We start from the raw sequence: 15,334 nt of genomic DNA on the forward strand, positions 1-15,334 counted from the left end.
CTTTAAAAACGGGCCCCGGATGTGTGGCCGCGGCGTTGCGGGTACCGATGGGCCGATGTCGCGCGATCCCAGCGAGACCGAGGGCTGGAGTAGCCGCGACGAGACCGGCGGCGCGGAAATGGGTTGCGTGGGGCCTGCCTCGGCGGCAGGCTGTGCGGGTCGATCGGGAGCCGGTCTTTGAGCCGGTGAGCGGAGGGAGGCGAGTCCTGTGTTGAAGCCCGTCGCGGGCGCGATGACGCCTGCCTTGACCGCTTTCTTCCCGAGGAGCTCCTCCCTTGCGCGACTTCACTTCGCGACGCCGTGGCAAACGGCGTTTTGACGACGACGAACCAAGCTACGACAAGCGCCACCCCGGCCGCGCCCAGCTGCCCAGCGAAGACGCCCTCGATGCCGTCGACGGGCTGCCGGAGGGTGACCGCTGGTCCACATGGGACCAATCCACGGCCGGGCAGCGCGGGCCGCGACCGCATCCTGACTGGCTCGTCACCGCGCTCGCCGCGGTCGACACCGAGCTGGGTGTGCTGAAGACCGGCAAAGAGGCCGACGTCTTCCTGCTGCGGCGGGGTGTGCCGGACACCGGCGAGTCCTGCCTGCTCGCGGCGAAACGCTACCGCGGCGCCGAGCACCGGCTCTTCCACCGCGACGCCGGATACCTGGAGGGCCGGCGGGTCAAGGAGTCCCGCACCAACCGGGCCATGGCCAACCGCACCGCGTTCGGGCGGCAGATGGTCGCCGGGCAGTGGGCGGACGCCGAGTTCGGCGCGCTGTGCCGGCTCTACGAGGCGGGTGCGCCGGTGCCGTATCCGGTGCAGATCCTCGGCACCGAGGTGCTGCTGGAGTTCATCGGCGACGACGACGGCACGGCGGCGCCGCGGCTCGCCGAGACCCGCACGCGGGGTGCCGAGCTCGTTCCGCTCTGGGACCAGGTCGTGGAGATGCTCGTGACGCTGGCCCGCTTCGGGTTGGCGCACGGCGACCTGTCCGCGTACAACCTGCTGGTCCACCGTGGACGGGTCGTCATGATCGACCTGCCGCAGGTGGTCGACGTGGTGGCCAACCCGCGCGGCGCCCACTTCCTGGAGCGGGACGCGCTCAACGTGGGGAAGTGGTTCACCGGGCACGACCTGACCGGCGGGACAGTCGCACCGGACGAGCTGCCCGCCCTGCTCCGCAAGGAGGCCGGCCTCGACTGACGCCACACCGTACGTCCACGCCTCACCGACCGCCGGTGTTGCGGTACTCGAAGAGCCGGTTGTACGCGGGATCGTCGAGGTCGCGCCCGGCGTCGGTGCGAGCGGCGAAGGGGCGCGCCGTGGTGGCCGCCGGGGCCCACGGTGCCACCGCATCGAAGCCCGCGCCGAGGTAGCTGTCGCGGATGACGAGCTGCCCGTTGGGACTGACGCCGGGCACGTATCCCGTGGCGCCCGCGCCCTGGTCCCACGCCCGCCCCAGGTGCCCGGTGGGTGCGGCCGCGTAGCCCTCGTCGGCGGTGATCAGGCAGTGCCGGACCAGGAAGCCGTACGGATAGGCCGGTGCGGTGCTCGGCGCGAAGATGACGCCGCCGGACGGCTTGCGGGTCGACACGAGGTGAAACCTTGTGCGCTCGAAGAGCGCGCTGGCCCGCCCGAAGACGAAGTCGGTGTCGCCTTCGATGTAGCTGTCGCGGACCAGCACGCGGGCGATGCGGTCCGGGTCGTTCGCGTTCGCGTAGAACGTGTCCTGGCGGCTGACCAGCCGGACCTGCTCGATCTGCGTGCGGTCGGCGTCCGTGCGCAGCGCGAGCGCCTGGTGCGTGCCACTGTCCACGGTGTCCAGCAGGGTGTTGGTGATGGTCAGCCCGCGCAGTCGCAGGTCGGTGCTCTGCGACCAGACCACGGTGGCGCACAGCCCGGCCGTCGCGCTGGTCCTTGTCGCGCACGACTGGTACATGTCCCACGCCGGGTCGCCCTCGCGGTACTGCCCGGACGGGTTCACCCGGGCCGCCCATTGGGCCGGGGTGACCGTCGCGTCCACTGTGAACTCCAACCGCACGTCGTCGGGGCGCCGTCCGGCGCCGTAGAGCGTCAGCGGTGGCGTGCCGGCGGGGATGAAGACCGTCCCGGTGTACGTGCCGGGCAGCACCTTGATGTACCGGCGGCCGGTCCCGCCGGCGGCGAACGCCGCGTTGACCGCCGCCTGCACGGTGGGGTGGCTGCCGGCCGGCGCGCCGACGACGAAGTCCGGACGGCCGGTGGCGAGGATCGGGCCGGGGAGCCAGGGGTCGCGGACCGGCGCCGTGTACGGCCCGGACCAGCCCAGGTAGTTGCCCGGCGTGTAGGGCGCGGCCTCGGCGGGGGAGAGGATCGGCCGCGCGGATGTGCCCGGCGCGATCTGCCCAGGGTGGGCCTGCGCGGGCGCCGCCCACAACAGAGCCGCCGCGGCGACCGCGGCAAAGAGCTTCGTCATCGGACCCCAATCAGCGAGGAAAGCGCTTGCCTCAGCGCGGGCAGGCTGATCATAGACGGGGTTTCGATAGATCGCTATCGTTGGCCTGCCCGGCGGGGTGGAATGCCGTTGCAATGGTCAACTACCGTCCATAGCGGCGTATCCAAGGGAGCGGCTCATGAGGCGATCCAATGCCGTACCGCTGGGGCGGAGCTACCTCACATTGGCGGCCCTGGCCACGACGGCCGGGCTGACGGCGGCGTGCCAGAGCACGCAGAGCGCGCCCGAGCGGCAGGTCTACTGCGGCGACGACCAGGGCGTGATCGTCGAGGAAGACCGGTGTGACGAGCCGAACGGGCGCTACTTCCTGTGGACCGCGGCGTACGGGCGCGGCCTCCGGCCCGGCCACAAGCTCACCGGCGGCACGAAGATCCCGTTCGGCGACGCGGCCGCCCGCGAGCGGTACGGCCTGCCACCCACCGGCAAGATTGCCAATGGCACCGTGGTGGCGGGCGGCTTCGGCAGCGACTCCGGCCGCGGCAGCGGAGGGGGCTGAGGTGCGCCGCATCGCCGCCGGCGCTGTCCGGCCGGGCTGGCGCGAGCTCATCGCCGCCCAGGGACTCGTGTACAACGAGACGCCCGGACCCGACGGCGAGCCCGTGCTGTATTGGCGGGAAGGTCCGTTCTACGACTTCACCGCCGCCGAGGTCGAGTCCCTGCACACCGACGCCGAGGCGCTCTTCGAGATGTGCGTGGCCGCGGGCGACCACATCCTGGAAAACGGGCTGCTCGGCCGGCTCGGCATCCCCGAGTTCACGTGGGAGCAGGTGGCCCGCACCTGGTACGACGACGACACCGGCCCGGGCGGGCGCTCGCGCGGCGACTTCTCGCCCAGCGTGTACGGCCGCTTCGACGTGCGGTACGACGGCGGAAGGCCGCAGCTGCTGGAGTTCAACGCGGACACACCGACCGCGCTACCCGAGTCCGCGGTGATCCAGTGGTACTGGCACCAGGAGACCGCGCAGGGCAAGGACCAGTGGAACGCGGTGCACGAGCGGCTCGTCGACGCCTGGCAGCGCAACATCGGTCGCCTGCGCCAGGCCCGGCCACACCTGCCCACCCCGCTGACCATCCACTTCGCCTGCGACGGGGCCGACGACACCGGCGAAGACCTGTTCAACACCGAGTACCTGATGGAGACCGCGCGCCAGGCGCTGGAGCCGCTGGGGTACCGGGTGAAGTTTCTGTGGATGAGCGAGATCGGCGCCGGCGACCCGGCCACCGACGACCATTTCTACGACGCCGACCTCGAGCGCATCCACGTCATTTTCAAGCTGTACCCGTGGGAGTGGATGAACGACGACCGCTTCGCGCGGCGCTGCTTCCGCGACATGGGCGACCCGTTGCGCGACAGCACGGTGTGGATCGAGCCGCCGTACAAGATGATGTGGAGCAACAAGGGCCTGCTGCCCGTGCTCTGGCAGCTGTTCGGTGACGACCCGGCGCGCCGCGACCTGCTGCTCCCGGCGTACTTCGAGGACGAGCGGCCGGCCTGGCTCACCTCGTACGTGCGCAAACCGCTGCTCGGCCGCGAGGGCGCCAACGTGAGCATCGTCGTCGACGGCGAGACGGTGCTCAGCAACCAGGGCCCGTACGGCGGTCCGTACGTCTGCCAGGCGTACGCGCCGCTGCCCACCTTCCCCGACGAGCAGGGCGCGCGCTGGCATCCCGTGCTGGGTGTCTGGATGATCGACGGCGAGCCGGCCGGGCTCGGCATCCGGGAGAGCGCCGGCCCGGTCACCGACAACCTGAGTCACTTCGTACCGCACACCATCGACTACATCGGCTGAGGAGCGCTGACGACATGGATGATCCGGCGCCACTGATAGCGGTACTCCAGGTGCTCATCGTCGTGGTGGGCGTCGGTGCCGGCTGGTGGCTGCTCAACAGGCTGACGGCGTTCGACGACCACGCCGAGCTGTGGCTGGCCAACAACTGGGCCTATCTGGCCCAGCGGGTGGGGTTCGTGTTCGTCCAGGTGGTCGGGGTGTCCAGCCTCGTCGGCCAGGACACCTCGGATTGGTCGTCGCTGGGCTGGGTGGCCGGCGCCCTCGCCTGGGCCACGGTGCTCGCCGCAGTCGGCCTGCCGCTGACCGACTGGATGATCCTGCGCACCCGCACCCGCACCCGGCTGGCCACGCTCGACAAGGTGCCGCTCTCGGTCGGGCTGGTCCGGCTGGGGTTCTACATCGGACTCGGGATGGTCGTGCGCGCCACGTTCGTCGGCGAGGCACCGACCTTGCGCACCGGACTGCTCGCCACGCTCGTCTTCACGGTGGCCGGGATCGCCGCCCTCGTCGTCGCCTTCTACCTGCACAGCGCGGTGACGCGAGGCCACCTGCGCACCGCGGTCGGGGCCGGCGGCGTCACCGAAGGTCTGGAGAGCGCCGCGGTGCTCGGCTCGGTGGGCCTGATCCTGTACGGCGCGATGGCCGGCGACTTCACCACGTGGTCGGACAGCCTGCGCGGCTTCGGCGTGGCGCTCGGCATCTCCTACGTCGGCCTGTACGTCGCGCGCTACGTCATCGACTGGTTCGTCCTCACCGGAGACTGCACGCTGAAGACCATCCACGAGCGGCAGCAGAAGGGTGCCGCGGCGCTGCTCGCGTTTCTCCTCGTGATGGTGGCGATACCGGTCAGCGCCGCGGTCAACCTCTACGTCGAGTAGCTACCTCAACCGCTCTTGGAGGGCGGCGAGCGGGCCGTCCCAGTCGCGGGCGAGCGCGGCGAGGAACTGCTGCGCCACCTTCATCGGCGCGGAGTCGAGCCGGTAGCGCACCCGGCGCCGCTCGCCCGGCTCGGCCACCACCAACCCCGCCTCGGCGAGCAGGGCGAGGTGCTTGGCGATGGCCTGCCGGGTGATCGGCAGCTGGCCGGCCAGGTCGGTGGCGGTGGCCGGGCCGCGGGCCGCGAGCGCGGCGAGGATGCCCCGCCGGCTCGGGTCGGCCAGTGCGGCGAAGACCTCCTGGGCCACCGCCTCCAGGTCAGGCTTTTCCATCGAGGTACGTGACGAGCTCGCCCAGCTCGCTGGTCCAGCCCGACGTGTTGCCCGAGAAGGCCGCCTTGTGCTCGGTGTCCGGCAGCTGCGCGAACCCGCTCTCGACCATCGTCAGGGTGGTGCCGCCGCTCGAGGGCTCGAGCGTGAACTCCACATAGGTGCGTCGCGGGTCGCCTTCGGGAAGGCCGTAGATCGACCACGTGTAACCGAAGACGCGCGGCGGCTCAAGGCGCTCGATGTTGAGCGTGGCGGTGTCGCCGCTGTCCCAGGTGAGGGTGGCCTGGCCGCCGACGCGCAGGTCGACCTCGGCGCTGTTGCCAAACCAGGTGCCCAGGCCCTCGGCGGTGGTCAGCGCCGCCCACACCCGCTCCGGTGGGTGGGCCAGCTGGAGCGTGCGCTCGATCCGGTCGGGGAATGCCATGTCCATCTCCTTGTAGCAACGTTTCGGTTGCCACCTAACGTATAGCAATCATTTGGTTGCGTCAAGCCGCCGGCCGCCACCCGTGGCCGTGAGGTCGAGTGCTGGCGCGAGGTAGCTGAATGCCTGGTCGACGAGGTCGGCCAGGCTTTCCCGGCCGTCGCTGTCGGTCCAGCGGCGCAGCGTGGTGTGCAGCGCGGGCGTGTCGAGGATCAGCCGGCTCACGTGCAGGGTCTTGGCCGGATGGTCGACGCTGGTCTGGACGAACGGCGACAGGGCGTGCCGCAGTGCCACCGCGGGCGGCTCGCCGGCGGGTCGGGAGCGCAGCTCGCCGGCCTCGGCAACAGGCTCATCGCGCAGGACATCGAGATGGGCGCGCTGCCCCCGCTGTACGCGGCGACCGCGCCCGACGTCGAGAGTGGACAGTTCTTCGGGCCGGGCGGCTGGCGAGAGCTGCGCGGGTATCCCACCGTGGTCCAGCCGGATCCGGCGGCCGAGGACCCGGAGACCGCGCGCCGCCTGTGGCAGCTGTCCGAGGAGCTGACCGGCGTTCGCTACGACGTGCCGGCGACCGGCACGCCGCGGTAGCCCCATGGCTCTCTGGGATCCTCGGCTACATGACTGGAACGGATCCCAAGGCCGACCTTCGGCACTACCTCCAGCGCGGCCGTGACGCGTTGCTGTGGAAGCTGGACGGGCTCTCGGAGTACGACGCCCGCCGGCCACTGGTGCCGACCGGCACGAACCTGCTCGGGCTCGTCAAGCACGTGGCCAGCGTCGAATCCGGGTACCTCGGCGAGACGTTCGGCCGGCCATTCGGGGAGCGGCTGCCCTGGCTGGACGAGGGCGCCGAGCCGAACGCCGACATGTGGGCGACCGCGGAGGAGACCCGCGAGGAGATCGTCGGCCTGTACCGGCGGGTGTGGGCGCACTCCGACGCGACGATCGACGCGCTGCCGCTGGACGCGCCCGGCCGGGTGCCGTGGTGGTCGCCGGGGCACGACGAGGTGACCCTGCACAGGATCCTGCTGCACATGGTCGCCGAGACCCACCGGCACGCGGGCCACGCCGACATCGTGCGTGAGCTCGTCGACGGCGCGGCCGGCTGGCGGCCCGGCGCCGACAACCTGCCGGGGCGCGACGCGGGCTGGTGGGAGGGCTACCGCGACCGGCTGGAGCGCGTCGCGCGGGAGGCCGGTCCTTACGACGCGTCCCGGTGACCCGCACAATCCGACGGATCGACACAGGTCGACGTGGAGGTGGGTGCGCGGGCGCGATGCCGGCGCCAGCGTAGATCGTTTTCGGAGTCGTTTTCGGGTGAGCGGTCTCGCCCTCTCTCGGGCCTGACCCGTTGGTGTAGCCTTCAGTGCCAGCATGGGGGTCGAGAGGGCCGTGACTGTACTGAAACGTTGCCGAAAAGGGTTTCAGGGTCTGTACTGTCGTAAGGAGTGGTCGATCCAGGCGCTTCGCGGGCGTGGCACGCGCCGGTCGCCGAGAGGGAGCGCCGCATGAGCACTGAGCAGGAGGTCCCGGCCAACCGGGCGCCCACGCTGACCGATGTCGCCAAGCTCGCCGGGGTGTCGGTGGCCACGGCGTCCAAGGCCATCAACGGCCGCGACGAGGTCAAGGCGGCCACTCGCGAGCGCGTGCTCAAGGCCGCCGAGATGCTCTCCTTCGCGCCGAACGCGCTCGCCCGCGGGCTGCTCAGGGGTCGCACCGGCACCGTCGGCCTGCTGACCAGCGACCTGGAGGGCCGCTTCTCCATCCCCATCCTCATGGGCGCGGAAGACGCGTCCGGGGCGGGGCAGGTGTCGGTCTTCCTGTGCGACGCGCGCGGCGACGCGATCCGCGAGGTGTACCACGTGCGCGCGCTGCTCTCCCGGCGCGTCGACGGCCTGATCGTGGTGGGTTCGCGTACCGACGCGCGGCCGCCGCTGGCCGGACCGATCCCAGTGCCTGTCGTCTATGTTTACGCTCCCTCGGCGGACCCCGGCGACATCTCGCTCACGGTCGACAACGTCGGCGGCGGGCGGCTCGCCATCGAGCACCTCCTGGCCTGCGGCCGGCGCAACATCGCGCACATCACCGGCGAGGCGAGCTTCCAGGCGGCCCGCGACCGCGCCGAGGGTGCGGAGGCAGCGCTCGCCGACGCGGGCCTGGCCATGCTCGGCGGCCGGCCGTACTACGGATCCTGGGACGAGACGTGGGGGCGGGCCGCGGCGCACATCGTGGTCGAGCAGCACCCCGAGGTCGACGCGGTCTTCTGCGGCAGCGACCAGATCGCCCGCGGCGTCCTGGAGACGCTGCGCGACCTGGGACGCGACGTGCCGGGCGCCATCTCGGTCATCGGCTTCGACAACTGGGAGGCAATCGCCGCGCACTCCCGGCCGCGGCTGACCAGCATCGACATGAACCTGGAACGCCTCGGCGCGGCCGCCAGCCGGCGCCTCTTCGCGGCCATCGACGGCGGCGCTCCGCCCACGTCGGAGCAGTTTCCGGGGCGGGTCGTCATGCGCGACTCCACGGCGCCCGCAAGCTGACCCTGCCTGCCGAAAACTTTTCGACGCCGGACGCGCCGCGCACGCGGGTCGATGACTCGCGGGTCGTTACCGAAATCAACTGTTGACACGGCTGTAATGGGCGGCCAGAATCCCCGAAAAGGTTTTCGGAACCGGAGGGGAGGTGGGCGCTCGTGGGCATGACGGAAGAGCCGGCGGAGATCTGGTTCCTGACGGGAAGCCAGTCGCTCTACGGCGAAAGGGTGCTCGAACAGGTCGCGGAGCAGTCCCGTGACGTGTGCCAGGCGGTCGCCGCCGGTCTCCGGGCGGGTCCGCGTGTGGTGTGGAAGCCGGTGCTCACCACCGCCGACGCGATCCGCCGGACCCTGCTCGACGCCACCGCGGACGACTCGGTGGTCGGCGTGATCGCGTGGATGCACACGTTCTCGCCGGCGAAGGCGTGGATCGCCGGCCTCTCCGCCCTCGGCAAGCCGCTGCTGCACCTGCACACGCAGGCCAACCGGTCGCTGCCCTGGGCCGAGCTCGACATGGACTTCATGAACCTCAACCAGGCCGCGCACGGCGACCGCGAGTTCGGCTACGTGCAGTCGCGCCTGGGCGTGGCCCGCAAGACCGTCGTGGGCTTCGCCGCCGACCCGGCCGTGCGGGAGCGGATCGACGACTGGGCCCGCGCGGCGACCGGCTGGCGGGCGGCCCGATCGCTGCGGCTGGCCCGCTTCGGCGACAACATGCGCGACGTCGCCGTGACCGAGGGCGACAAGGTCGGCGCGCAGGCGGCGCTGGGCGTCTCGGTCAACGCCTACGGGGTGAACTCACTGGTCGCGAGCGTCGACGAAGTAGACGACGTTAACGTGAACAAGCTCGTCGCGGAGTACGAGGAGCGCTACGACGTCGCGCCGGAGCTGCGCCGCGGCGGCGAGCGGCACGAGTCCCTCCGCTACGGCGCCCGGATCGAGATCGGCCTCCGCCAGTTTCTGGAAGACGGCGGCTTCGGTGCCTTCACCACCAACTTCGAGGACCTTGGCGGGCTCAAGCAGCTGCCCGGCCTGGCCGTGCAAAACCTGATGGCCGACGGCTACGGCTTCGGCGGCGAGGGCGACTGGAAGACCGCGGCACTGCTGCGCATCCTGAAGGTGGTGGCCGGCGACCGGCCGGGCGGCACGTCGTTCATGGAGGACTACACCTACCACTTCGGGCCGGGCGAGCCGAAGATCCTCGGCGCGCACATGCTCGAGGTCTGCCCGAGCATCGCCGAGGGCCGGCCGAGCCTCCAGATCCACCCGCTGTCGATCGGCGACCGCGAAGACCCGGTGCGCCTCGTCTTCACCGCCGCGACCGGACCGGGTTTCGTGGTGGGCCTGGCCGACCTGGGCGGCCGCCTCCGCCTCACCGCCAACGAGATCGACCTCGTCGAGCCGGACAAGCCGCTGCCGCGGCTGCCCGTCGCCCGCGCGGTCTGGAAGCCCCGCCCCGACCTCGCCACGTCGGCCGAGTGCTGGCTGCTGGCCGGCGGGCCGCACCACACGGTGCTCAGCACCGCGGTCGGTCGTGGGGCGCTCGTCGACTTCGCCGAGATGGCGGGCGTCGAGCTAGCCATGATCGACACGGCGACCGACCACCAGTCGTTCGCCAACCACCTCCGCTGGAACAACGCCTATTACCGCCTCGCGCAGCGGCTGTAAACGAACCCGAAATCCGAATAAAACCCCTAGGAGGACAGTCAATGAGAGGAATCGTGGGCAGACGTACCGCCATGCGTTCACTGGCCGGCGTCCTTGCGGCGACGCTGACCCTCGGCATGGCGGCCTGCGGCGGCGACGACGAACCGGCCGGCGGCACCGTCAGCGCCGGGCCCAACGGCGTCGACGACGGCAGCGAGCTCACCCTTTGGACCCGTGCACCGCTGGAGAAGCAGGCCAACCTTCTCGTCGAGGCCTACAACGCCAGCCACCAGAACAAGGTCAAGCTGACTGTCGTACCCAACGACGACTACGTCGCGAAGGTGGGCGCGGCGGCCGGCTCGGGCGGCCTCCCGGACCTGTTCGCCGCGGACATCGTCTACGTGCCGAACTGGGTCAACCAGGGCCTGTTCCAGGACATGAGCTCCAACATCAACGGCCTTCAGTTCAAGGACCAGATCAACAAGGGCCACCTCTCGGCCGGCACGCTCGACGGCAAGCAGTACGTGCTGCCGTTCGTGCTCGACCTGTCGATGCTGTTCTGGAACAAGCAGCTGTTCAAGGACGCCGGCCTCGACCCGGAGAAGGCGCCCGCCACGCTCCAGGAGTACGCCGACGCCGCCAAGAAGATCCAGGCGCTGAAGAAGCCCGGCGTCTACGGCACGGCGACCGGCCTCAACTGCGGCGGCTGCCTCGTCTTCACCTGGTTCCCCTCGATCTGGGCCAGCGGCGGCGAGGTGCTCAGCGCGGACGGCAAGTCGTCCGAGCTCGGCAGCGACACCGCCAAGCAGGTCTACAGCACCTGGGCCGACCTGTGGAAGTCCGGCGCGGTGCTGCCCTCCTCGGCGGGCGAGACCGGTCCGACGTGGACCGCCGGGTTCACCGAGGGCAAGGTGGGCCTCATGTTCTACCCGGCCACGCTGCTCTCCTCGACCCCGTTCGAGGCCGGTGTCGCCGGCATCCCCGGCCCCTCCGGCGGTGCCTCGACCTTCGTCGGCGGTGACGGCATCGGCGTCTCGAAGGACTCGAAGAAGGCGGCACAGGCCTGGAACTTCCTGAGCTGGATGATGTCCGAGGACGCCCAGGTCGAGGTGCTGGCGAAGAACAAGGACGTGGTGTCCCGCGCCGACCTGGCCAACAACAAGTACGCGGCGGCGGACCCGCGTCTGGTCACCATCAACGAGGTGGCGGGCAAGGGCGACACCCCGGTCGCGATGAACTTCCAGCAGGCCTTCAACGCGCCGAACAGCCCGTGGCTGACCCTGGTACGCAACCAGGTGCTCAACGGCAAGGGTGATCTACAGAAGGACAACGGCGAGATCACCTCCGTACTCGGGCAGTAGATATCCGACGTGGGCGTGTGCCGACCGGTATCCGGCACACGCCCACGCGCCGAATGAACGGAGAGAGGCCCCATGAGCGTGCGCAGCTCCGGGCGACTGCGCGGCCGCCAGGCCCTGCTCGGCTGGCTCTACGCGACACCGACGGCGGTCTTCGTGCTGGCGCTGTTCGCCATCCCGCTGCTGCTGGTCGTCAAGATGTCGCTGTCGAGGTGGCCGCTGCTGACCGGCGACCAGGGCATCAACGCCCCTGACAACTTCGAGAAGGCGGTCAACCACCGCTTCTTCACCGACTCCGTGGTCTTCACCATCAAGTACACGGTGCTCGCGACGGTTCTCCTGCTGGTCCTGGGGTTGGGGTTGGCCCTGCTGGTGCAGGAGTCCAGCCGGTGGAACAACCTGCTCCGCGCCTCGTTTCTGATCCCGAGCGCGCTCGGGCTGGCGTCGGCGTCGCTGCTCTTCTACGTGTTCTACTCGCCGTTCGCGAGCCCGCTCAAGCCCCTGATGGACAGCTGGGGCTTCACGTTCCTCGGCTCACCCAACGCCGCGCTCTTCTCCACGACGTTCCTGATCGTGTGGCGCTACGCCGGCTTCTACATGGTGCTGATGCTCGTCGGCCTCCAGGGCATCCCGGCGGACGTCTTCGAAGCGGCCCGCTCCGACGGCGCCACCCGCTGGCAGACCTTCTGGCGGGTCACGCTGCCGCTGCTGCGCCCGACGCTCGCCCTGACGACCGTGCTCTGCGTGACCGGCTCCCTGCTCGCCTTCGAGCAGTTCTACATCCTCACCAAGGGCGGCCCGGACAACAGCACCATCACCATCGTCCAGCTGATCTACAGCGTGGCGTTCCAGGGGCAGAACGACCTCGGGGTCGCCGCGGCCATCTCGGTCATCGTGCTGGTCGCGCTGGTCGTCATCAACGCGCTTCAGCTGCGCGCCTTCCGGTCCGAGGAGAGCTGACCGATGGCTGTCGATTCCCGTTCCACCTCGACCGCCGCCGCCGGGGGAGCGCCGCCGTCGAGCGCGCCCCCGTACCGCCGGCGCGACGTGCGCCGCGTCAGCATCGGCGGTATCGCGCTGCGCACGCCCTACTGGGTGTTCACCGGCGCGCTGGCGCTGATCTTCCTGGCCCCGCTCGTCTGGACCGCGGTCGCCTCGTTCTCCCCGCAGGCGGGCACCAACCAGGTGGACGGCTGGGGCTTCGGCAACTACCGGACGCTCGCCGAGTACCAGGCCGGCATCTGGCGCTACCTCTTCAACTCGGCGTTCGTCTCGCTGCTGACGGTCGCCCTCACGCTGACCATCTCGTTTTTCGGCGGCTACGCGTTCGCGCGGTTCCGCTTTCCGGGCAAGAACGTCTTGTTCCTGCTGACGCTCGCGATCCTCATGGTCCCGTACGCGACGCTGCTGATCCCGCTCTACGTGCTGCTCAACGAGGTGGGGCTGGAAAACTCGCTGGTCGGCGTCGCACTCGTGCTGACGATGTTCCAGCTGCCGTTCTCGACCTTCCTGATGCGGATCTCGTTCGAGGCGGTGCCCCGCGAGCTCGACGAGGCCGCGACGGTCGACGGGTGCTCCTCGTTCGGCGCGCTGTGGCGGGTGCTGCTGCCGGCGGTCAAGCCGGGCCTCGTCACGGTCGGGTTGTTCGCGTTCCTCACCGCGTGGAACGACTTCTTCGCGCCGCTGATCCTCATCAACGACACCGAGAAAATGACGCTCCCGCTGGCCGTGTCCAACCTGCGCGGCCAGGTGCAGGGTGTCGTCGACTACGGGGCGACCGAAGCGGGAGTCGTCGTGCTCGCCCTACCGTGCATGGTCCTGTTCCTCCTGCTTCAACGACACTACGTGCGCGGCTTCATGTCCGGCGCGCTGAAAGGCTGAGCATGAAAGGCACCGCACCTACGGCCGCGCCTGTCCTGCCCATCCGGGGCCGGTTCCGGCCACTCGGGCTCGGAGACGTCCGTATCACGGGCGGCTTCTGGGCCGAGCGCCAGTCGGTCAACGCCGGGGCGAGCCTCGCGCACATCGAGCACTGGCTCGAGCGTGAGGGCTGGATCCGAAACTTCGACCTGGCCGCTGGGGGAGACATCGCGGGCGAGCGCCGCGGGCGCGAGTTCTCCGACTCCGAGGTGTACAAGTTTCTCGAGGCGATGGCGTGGGAGATCGGCCGGACCGGTGACGCGGGGCTGGAGTCGAGGTTTCGCGCCGTGGTGTGGCGGGTGGCCGCGGCGCAGGAGCGCGACGGCTACCTCAACACGAAGTTCGGCCGGCCGGGGCAGCAGCCGCGGTGGTCCGACCTCGAATGGGGACACGAGCTCTACTGCGTCGGCCACCTCCTCCAGGCCGCCGTGGCCCGCGCCCGCACCCGGCCGGGTGCCGACGACGGCCTGCTGGAGGTCGCCCGCCGGGCAGCCGACAACGTGTGCGAGACGTTCGGGCCGGACGGCATCGACGGCGTCTGCGGCCACGCGGGCATCGAGACGGCGCTCGTCGAGTTCGCCCGGGTCACCGAGGACGAGCGCTACCTCGGCCAGGCCGCGCTCTTCGTCGACCGCCGGGGGCACGGCCGGCTCAGCGACGTGGAGTACGGCCGGGAGTACTTCCAGGACGAGCTTCCGGTGCGGCAGGCGACTGTCCTTCGTGGACACGCCGTGCGCGCCAACTACCTGGCCGCCGGTGCCGCCGACGTCGCGGTCGAGCTGAAGGACGCCAGCCTGCTGGACGCGGTGCGTACACAGTGGACGAATACGGTGACGCGGCGCACGTACATCACCGGCGGCCAGGGCTCGCGCCACCAGGACGAGGCGTTCGGCGGAGACTGGGTGCTGCCGCCCGACCGCGCCTACTCCGAGACCTGCGCCGGCATCGGCTCGGTGATGCTCGCGTGGCGGCTGCTGCTCGCCGACGGCGACTCCCGCTACGCCGACCTCATCGAGCGGACCCTCTTCAACGTGGTGTCGACCTCGCCGGCGGCCGATGGGCGGAGCTTCTTCTACACCAACACCCTGCACCGCCGCGAGCTCGGCACCGAGCCCGACGCCGACCGGCCCAGCATCCGCGCGGCGGCCTCGCTGCGGGCGCCCTGGTTCGAGGTCTCCTGCTGCCCGACGAACGTGGCCCGCACGCTGGCCAGCCTGACCGCGTACGTCGCGACGTCGGACGACGAGGGCCTCCAGCTGCACCAGTACGTGCCGGGGACCGTCGCGCACCGCCGCCCGGACGGGCGGGTCCTGAGCGTGACCGTCGCGACGGAGTACCCGCACGACGGGGAGATCCGGGTGCGCGTAGACAGCGACGACGAGCACCCCTGGACGCTGTCGCTGCGGGTGCCCGGATGGGCGGCCGAGGGCGCGACCGTGACCGTCGGCGGCGAGACCCGGCCGGTCGCGCCGGGCTACTTCACCGCACAGCGGACGTGGCGGCGCGGCGACGAGGTCTGCCTGTCGCTGCCGCTGGCGCCGCGCTTCACCTACCCGGACACCCGCATCGACGCGGTACGGGGCTGCGTGGCCGTGGAGCGCGGTCCGGTCGTGCTCGCCGTGGAGTCCGTGGACGTCCCCGGCCTCGACACCGTCGACGAGCTGCGCGTCGACACCAGCCGGCCGCCCGCCCTCGTCGACGGGCGGGTCACGGTGCGCTTCCGGCGGGTGCGCCCGGCCGAGCACGACTGGCCCTACCTGACCGCTCCGGCTCCCGTCGTGGACGAGGACCCGGTCGAGGTACCGCTGGTGGAGTACCACGCGTGGGCCAACCGTGGCCCGTCGACGATGCGCGTGTGGCTTCCCCAATAGACGTTTCCTGTGTTAGCGCTCACACCGGGCGGTGAGCGGCCCCGCGTAACAAGGAGGAAGTGCAAATGATCCGCAGACGCGTGCGAAGAGCGCCCGTATGGGCCG

The 15,334-nt window shown here is 70.7% G+C and carries 16 protein-coding genes; 12 read left to right on the forward strand and 4 right to left on the reverse strand.

The genetic code is table 11. The features are described from left to right. The first annotated feature begins 275 nt into the window (after window positions 1-275). Window positions 276-1,193: a serine protein kinase RIO gene (locus tag AC5L36_RS23485; protein ID WP_441219544.1), complete on the forward strand. Its 918-nt coding sequence runs from the start codon at window positions 276-278 to the stop codon at window positions 1,191-1,193. Between the two features lie 22 nt (window positions 1,194-1,215). On the opposite strand, the gene AC5L36_RS23490 is transcribed toward AC5L36_RS23485, so the two are convergent. Next, a complete protein-coding gene (locus AC5L36_RS23490; RefSeq protein WP_441219546.1) occupies window positions 1,216-2,445 on the reverse strand; it encodes a putative acyl-CoA thioester hydrolase in 1,230 nt (409 codons plus the stop codon). A gap of 157 nt (window positions 2,446-2,602) precedes the next feature. On the opposite strand from AC5L36_RS23490, the gene AC5L36_RS23495 reads away from it, so the two are divergent. The 3 genes from AC5L36_RS23495 to AC5L36_RS23505 are packed head-to-tail and all read left to right on the forward strand — an operon-like array spanning window position 2,603 to window position 5,152. Further along, window positions 2,603-2,980, forward strand: a complete 378-nt coding sequence (locus AC5L36_RS23495) for a hypothetical protein (protein WP_441219548.1) — start codon at window positions 2,603-2,605, stop codon at window positions 2,978-2,980. Between the two features lies 1 nt (window position 2,981). Beyond that, window positions 2,982-4,274, forward strand: a complete 1,293-nt coding sequence (locus tag AC5L36_RS23500) for a glutathionylspermidine synthase family protein (RefSeq protein WP_441219550.1) — start codon at window positions 2,982-2,984, stop codon at window positions 4,272-4,274. A gap of 14 nt (window positions 4,275-4,288) precedes the next feature. Next, entirely contained in the window at window positions 4,289-5,152 is an 864-nt protein-coding gene (locus AC5L36_RS23505; protein WP_441219552.1) for a DUF350 domain-containing protein, read from the forward strand. On the opposite strand, the gene AC5L36_RS23510 is transcribed toward AC5L36_RS23505, so the two are convergent. From AC5L36_RS23510 to AC5L36_RS23520, 3 genes are read right to left on the reverse strand one after another with little or no spacing between them, the layout of a single operon-like run. Next, window positions 5,153-5,482: an ArsR/SmtB family transcription factor gene (locus tag AC5L36_RS23510; RefSeq protein ID WP_441219554.1), complete on the reverse strand. Its 330-nt coding sequence runs from the start codon at window positions 5,480-5,482 to the stop codon at window positions 5,153-5,155. It abuts the gene before it with no gap. Next, entirely contained in the window at window positions 5,469-5,903 is a 435-nt protein-coding gene (locus AC5L36_RS23515) for an SRPBCC family protein (RefSeq protein ID WP_441219556.1), read from the reverse strand. Before AC5L36_RS23515 ends, AC5L36_RS23510 begins: the two co-directional genes overlap by 14 nt. A gap of 48 nt (window positions 5,904-5,951) precedes the next feature. Beyond that, a complete protein-coding gene (locus tag AC5L36_RS23520) occupies window positions 5,952-6,194 on the reverse strand; it encodes a hypothetical protein (RefSeq protein ID WP_441219558.1) in 243 nt (80 codons plus the stop codon). Here AC5L36_RS23520 and AC5L36_RS23525 point away from each other — a divergent pair. The 8 genes from AC5L36_RS23525 (at window position 6,180) to AC5L36_RS23560 (ending at window position 15,229) form a co-directional block, all read left to right on the forward strand. Then, window positions 6,180-6,488: an SDR family NAD(P)-dependent oxidoreductase gene (locus AC5L36_RS23525; protein WP_441219560.1), complete on the forward strand. Its 309-nt coding sequence runs from the start codon at window positions 6,180-6,182 to the stop codon at window positions 6,486-6,488. The two genes, AC5L36_RS23520 and AC5L36_RS23525, sit on opposite strands and share 15 nt — an antisense overlap. 29 nt (window positions 6,489-6,517) lie before the next feature. After that, entirely contained in the window at window positions 6,518-7,120 is a 603-nt protein-coding gene (locus AC5L36_RS23530) for a DinB family protein (RefSeq protein WP_441219562.1), read from the forward strand. A gap of 288 nt (window positions 7,121-7,408) precedes the next feature. After that, window positions 7,409-8,440 (forward strand): LacI family DNA-binding transcriptional regulator, encoded by a 1,032-nt coding sequence (locus tag AC5L36_RS23535; protein WP_441219564.1) that lies wholly within the window; start codon window positions 7,409-7,411, stop codon window positions 8,438-8,440. Between the two features lie 158 nt (window positions 8,441-8,598). Beyond that, window positions 8,599-10,101, forward strand: coding sequence for an L-arabinose isomerase (gene araA, locus AC5L36_RS23540; RefSeq protein ID WP_441219733.1), 1,503 nt, complete (start codon window positions 8,599-8,601; stop codon window positions 10,099-10,101). 53 nt (window positions 10,102-10,154) lie between these two features. Further along, window positions 10,155-11,441, forward strand: a complete 1,287-nt coding sequence (locus AC5L36_RS23545) for an ABC transporter substrate-binding protein (RefSeq protein WP_441219566.1) — start codon at window positions 10,155-10,157, stop codon at window positions 11,439-11,441. A gap of 72 nt (window positions 11,442-11,513) precedes the next feature. After that, a complete protein-coding gene (locus tag AC5L36_RS23550) occupies window positions 11,514-12,398 on the forward strand; it encodes a carbohydrate ABC transporter permease (protein WP_441219568.1) in 885 nt (294 codons plus the stop codon). A gap of 3 nt (window positions 12,399-12,401) precedes the next feature. Next, window positions 12,402-13,319, forward strand: a complete 918-nt coding sequence (locus AC5L36_RS23555) for a carbohydrate ABC transporter permease (protein WP_441219570.1) — start codon at window positions 12,402-12,404, stop codon at window positions 13,317-13,319. Between the two features lie 2 nt (window positions 13,320-13,321). After that, window positions 13,322-15,229 carry a glycoside hydrolase family 127 protein gene (locus AC5L36_RS23560; RefSeq protein WP_441219572.1) on the forward strand — a complete coding sequence of 636 codons (1,908 nt, stop codon included), beginning with the start codon at window positions 13,322-13,324 and terminating at the stop codon, window positions 15,227-15,229. Window positions 15,230-15,334: the final 105 nt, after the last annotated feature.

The organism is Phytohabitans sp. LZ39 (assembly GCF_059359075.1).

What these genes read in the sequence shown, in the direction of transcription:
- AC5L36_RS23490 (WP_441219546.1), bottom strand. Translation starts at nt 2,445, where the DNA reads ATGACGAAGCTCTTTGCCGCGGTCGCCGCGGCGGCTCTGTTGTGGGCG.
- AC5L36_RS23555 (WP_441219570.1), top strand. Translation starts at nt 12,402, where the DNA reads ATGGCTGTCGATTCCCGTTCCACCTCGACCGCCGCCGCCGGGGGAGCG.
- araA (WP_441219733.1), top strand. Translation starts at nt 8,599, where the DNA reads ATGACGGAAGAGCCGGCGGAGATCTGGTTCCTGACGGGAAGCCAGTCG.
- AC5L36_RS23505 (WP_441219552.1), top strand. Translation starts at nt 4,289, where the DNA reads ATGGATGATCCGGCGCCACTGATAGCGGTACTCCAGGTGCTCATCGTC.
- AC5L36_RS23550 (WP_441219568.1), top strand. Translation starts at nt 11,514, where the DNA reads ATGAGCGTGCGCAGCTCCGGGCGACTGCGCGGCCGCCAGGCCCTGCTC.
- AC5L36_RS23515 (WP_441219556.1), bottom strand. Translation starts at nt 5,903, where the DNA reads ATGGCATTCCCCGACCGGATCGAGCGCACGCTCCAGCTGGCCCACCCA.
- AC5L36_RS23535 (WP_441219564.1), top strand. Translation starts at nt 7,409, where the DNA reads ATGAGCACTGAGCAGGAGGTCCCGGCCAACCGGGCGCCCACGCTGACC.
- AC5L36_RS23495 (WP_441219548.1), top strand. Translation starts at nt 2,603, where the DNA reads ATGAGGCGATCCAATGCCGTACCGCTGGGGCGGAGCTACCTCACATTG.
- AC5L36_RS23530 (WP_441219562.1), top strand. Translation starts at nt 6,518, where the DNA reads ATGACTGGAACGGATCCCAAGGCCGACCTTCGGCACTACCTCCAGCGC.
- AC5L36_RS23560 (WP_441219572.1), top strand. Translation starts at nt 13,322, where the DNA reads ATGAAAGGCACCGCACCTACGGCCGCGCCTGTCCTGCCCATCCGGGGC.
- AC5L36_RS23510 (WP_441219554.1), bottom strand. Translation starts at nt 5,482, where the DNA reads ATGGAAAAGCCTGACCTGGAGGCGGTGGCCCAGGAGGTCTTCGCCGCA.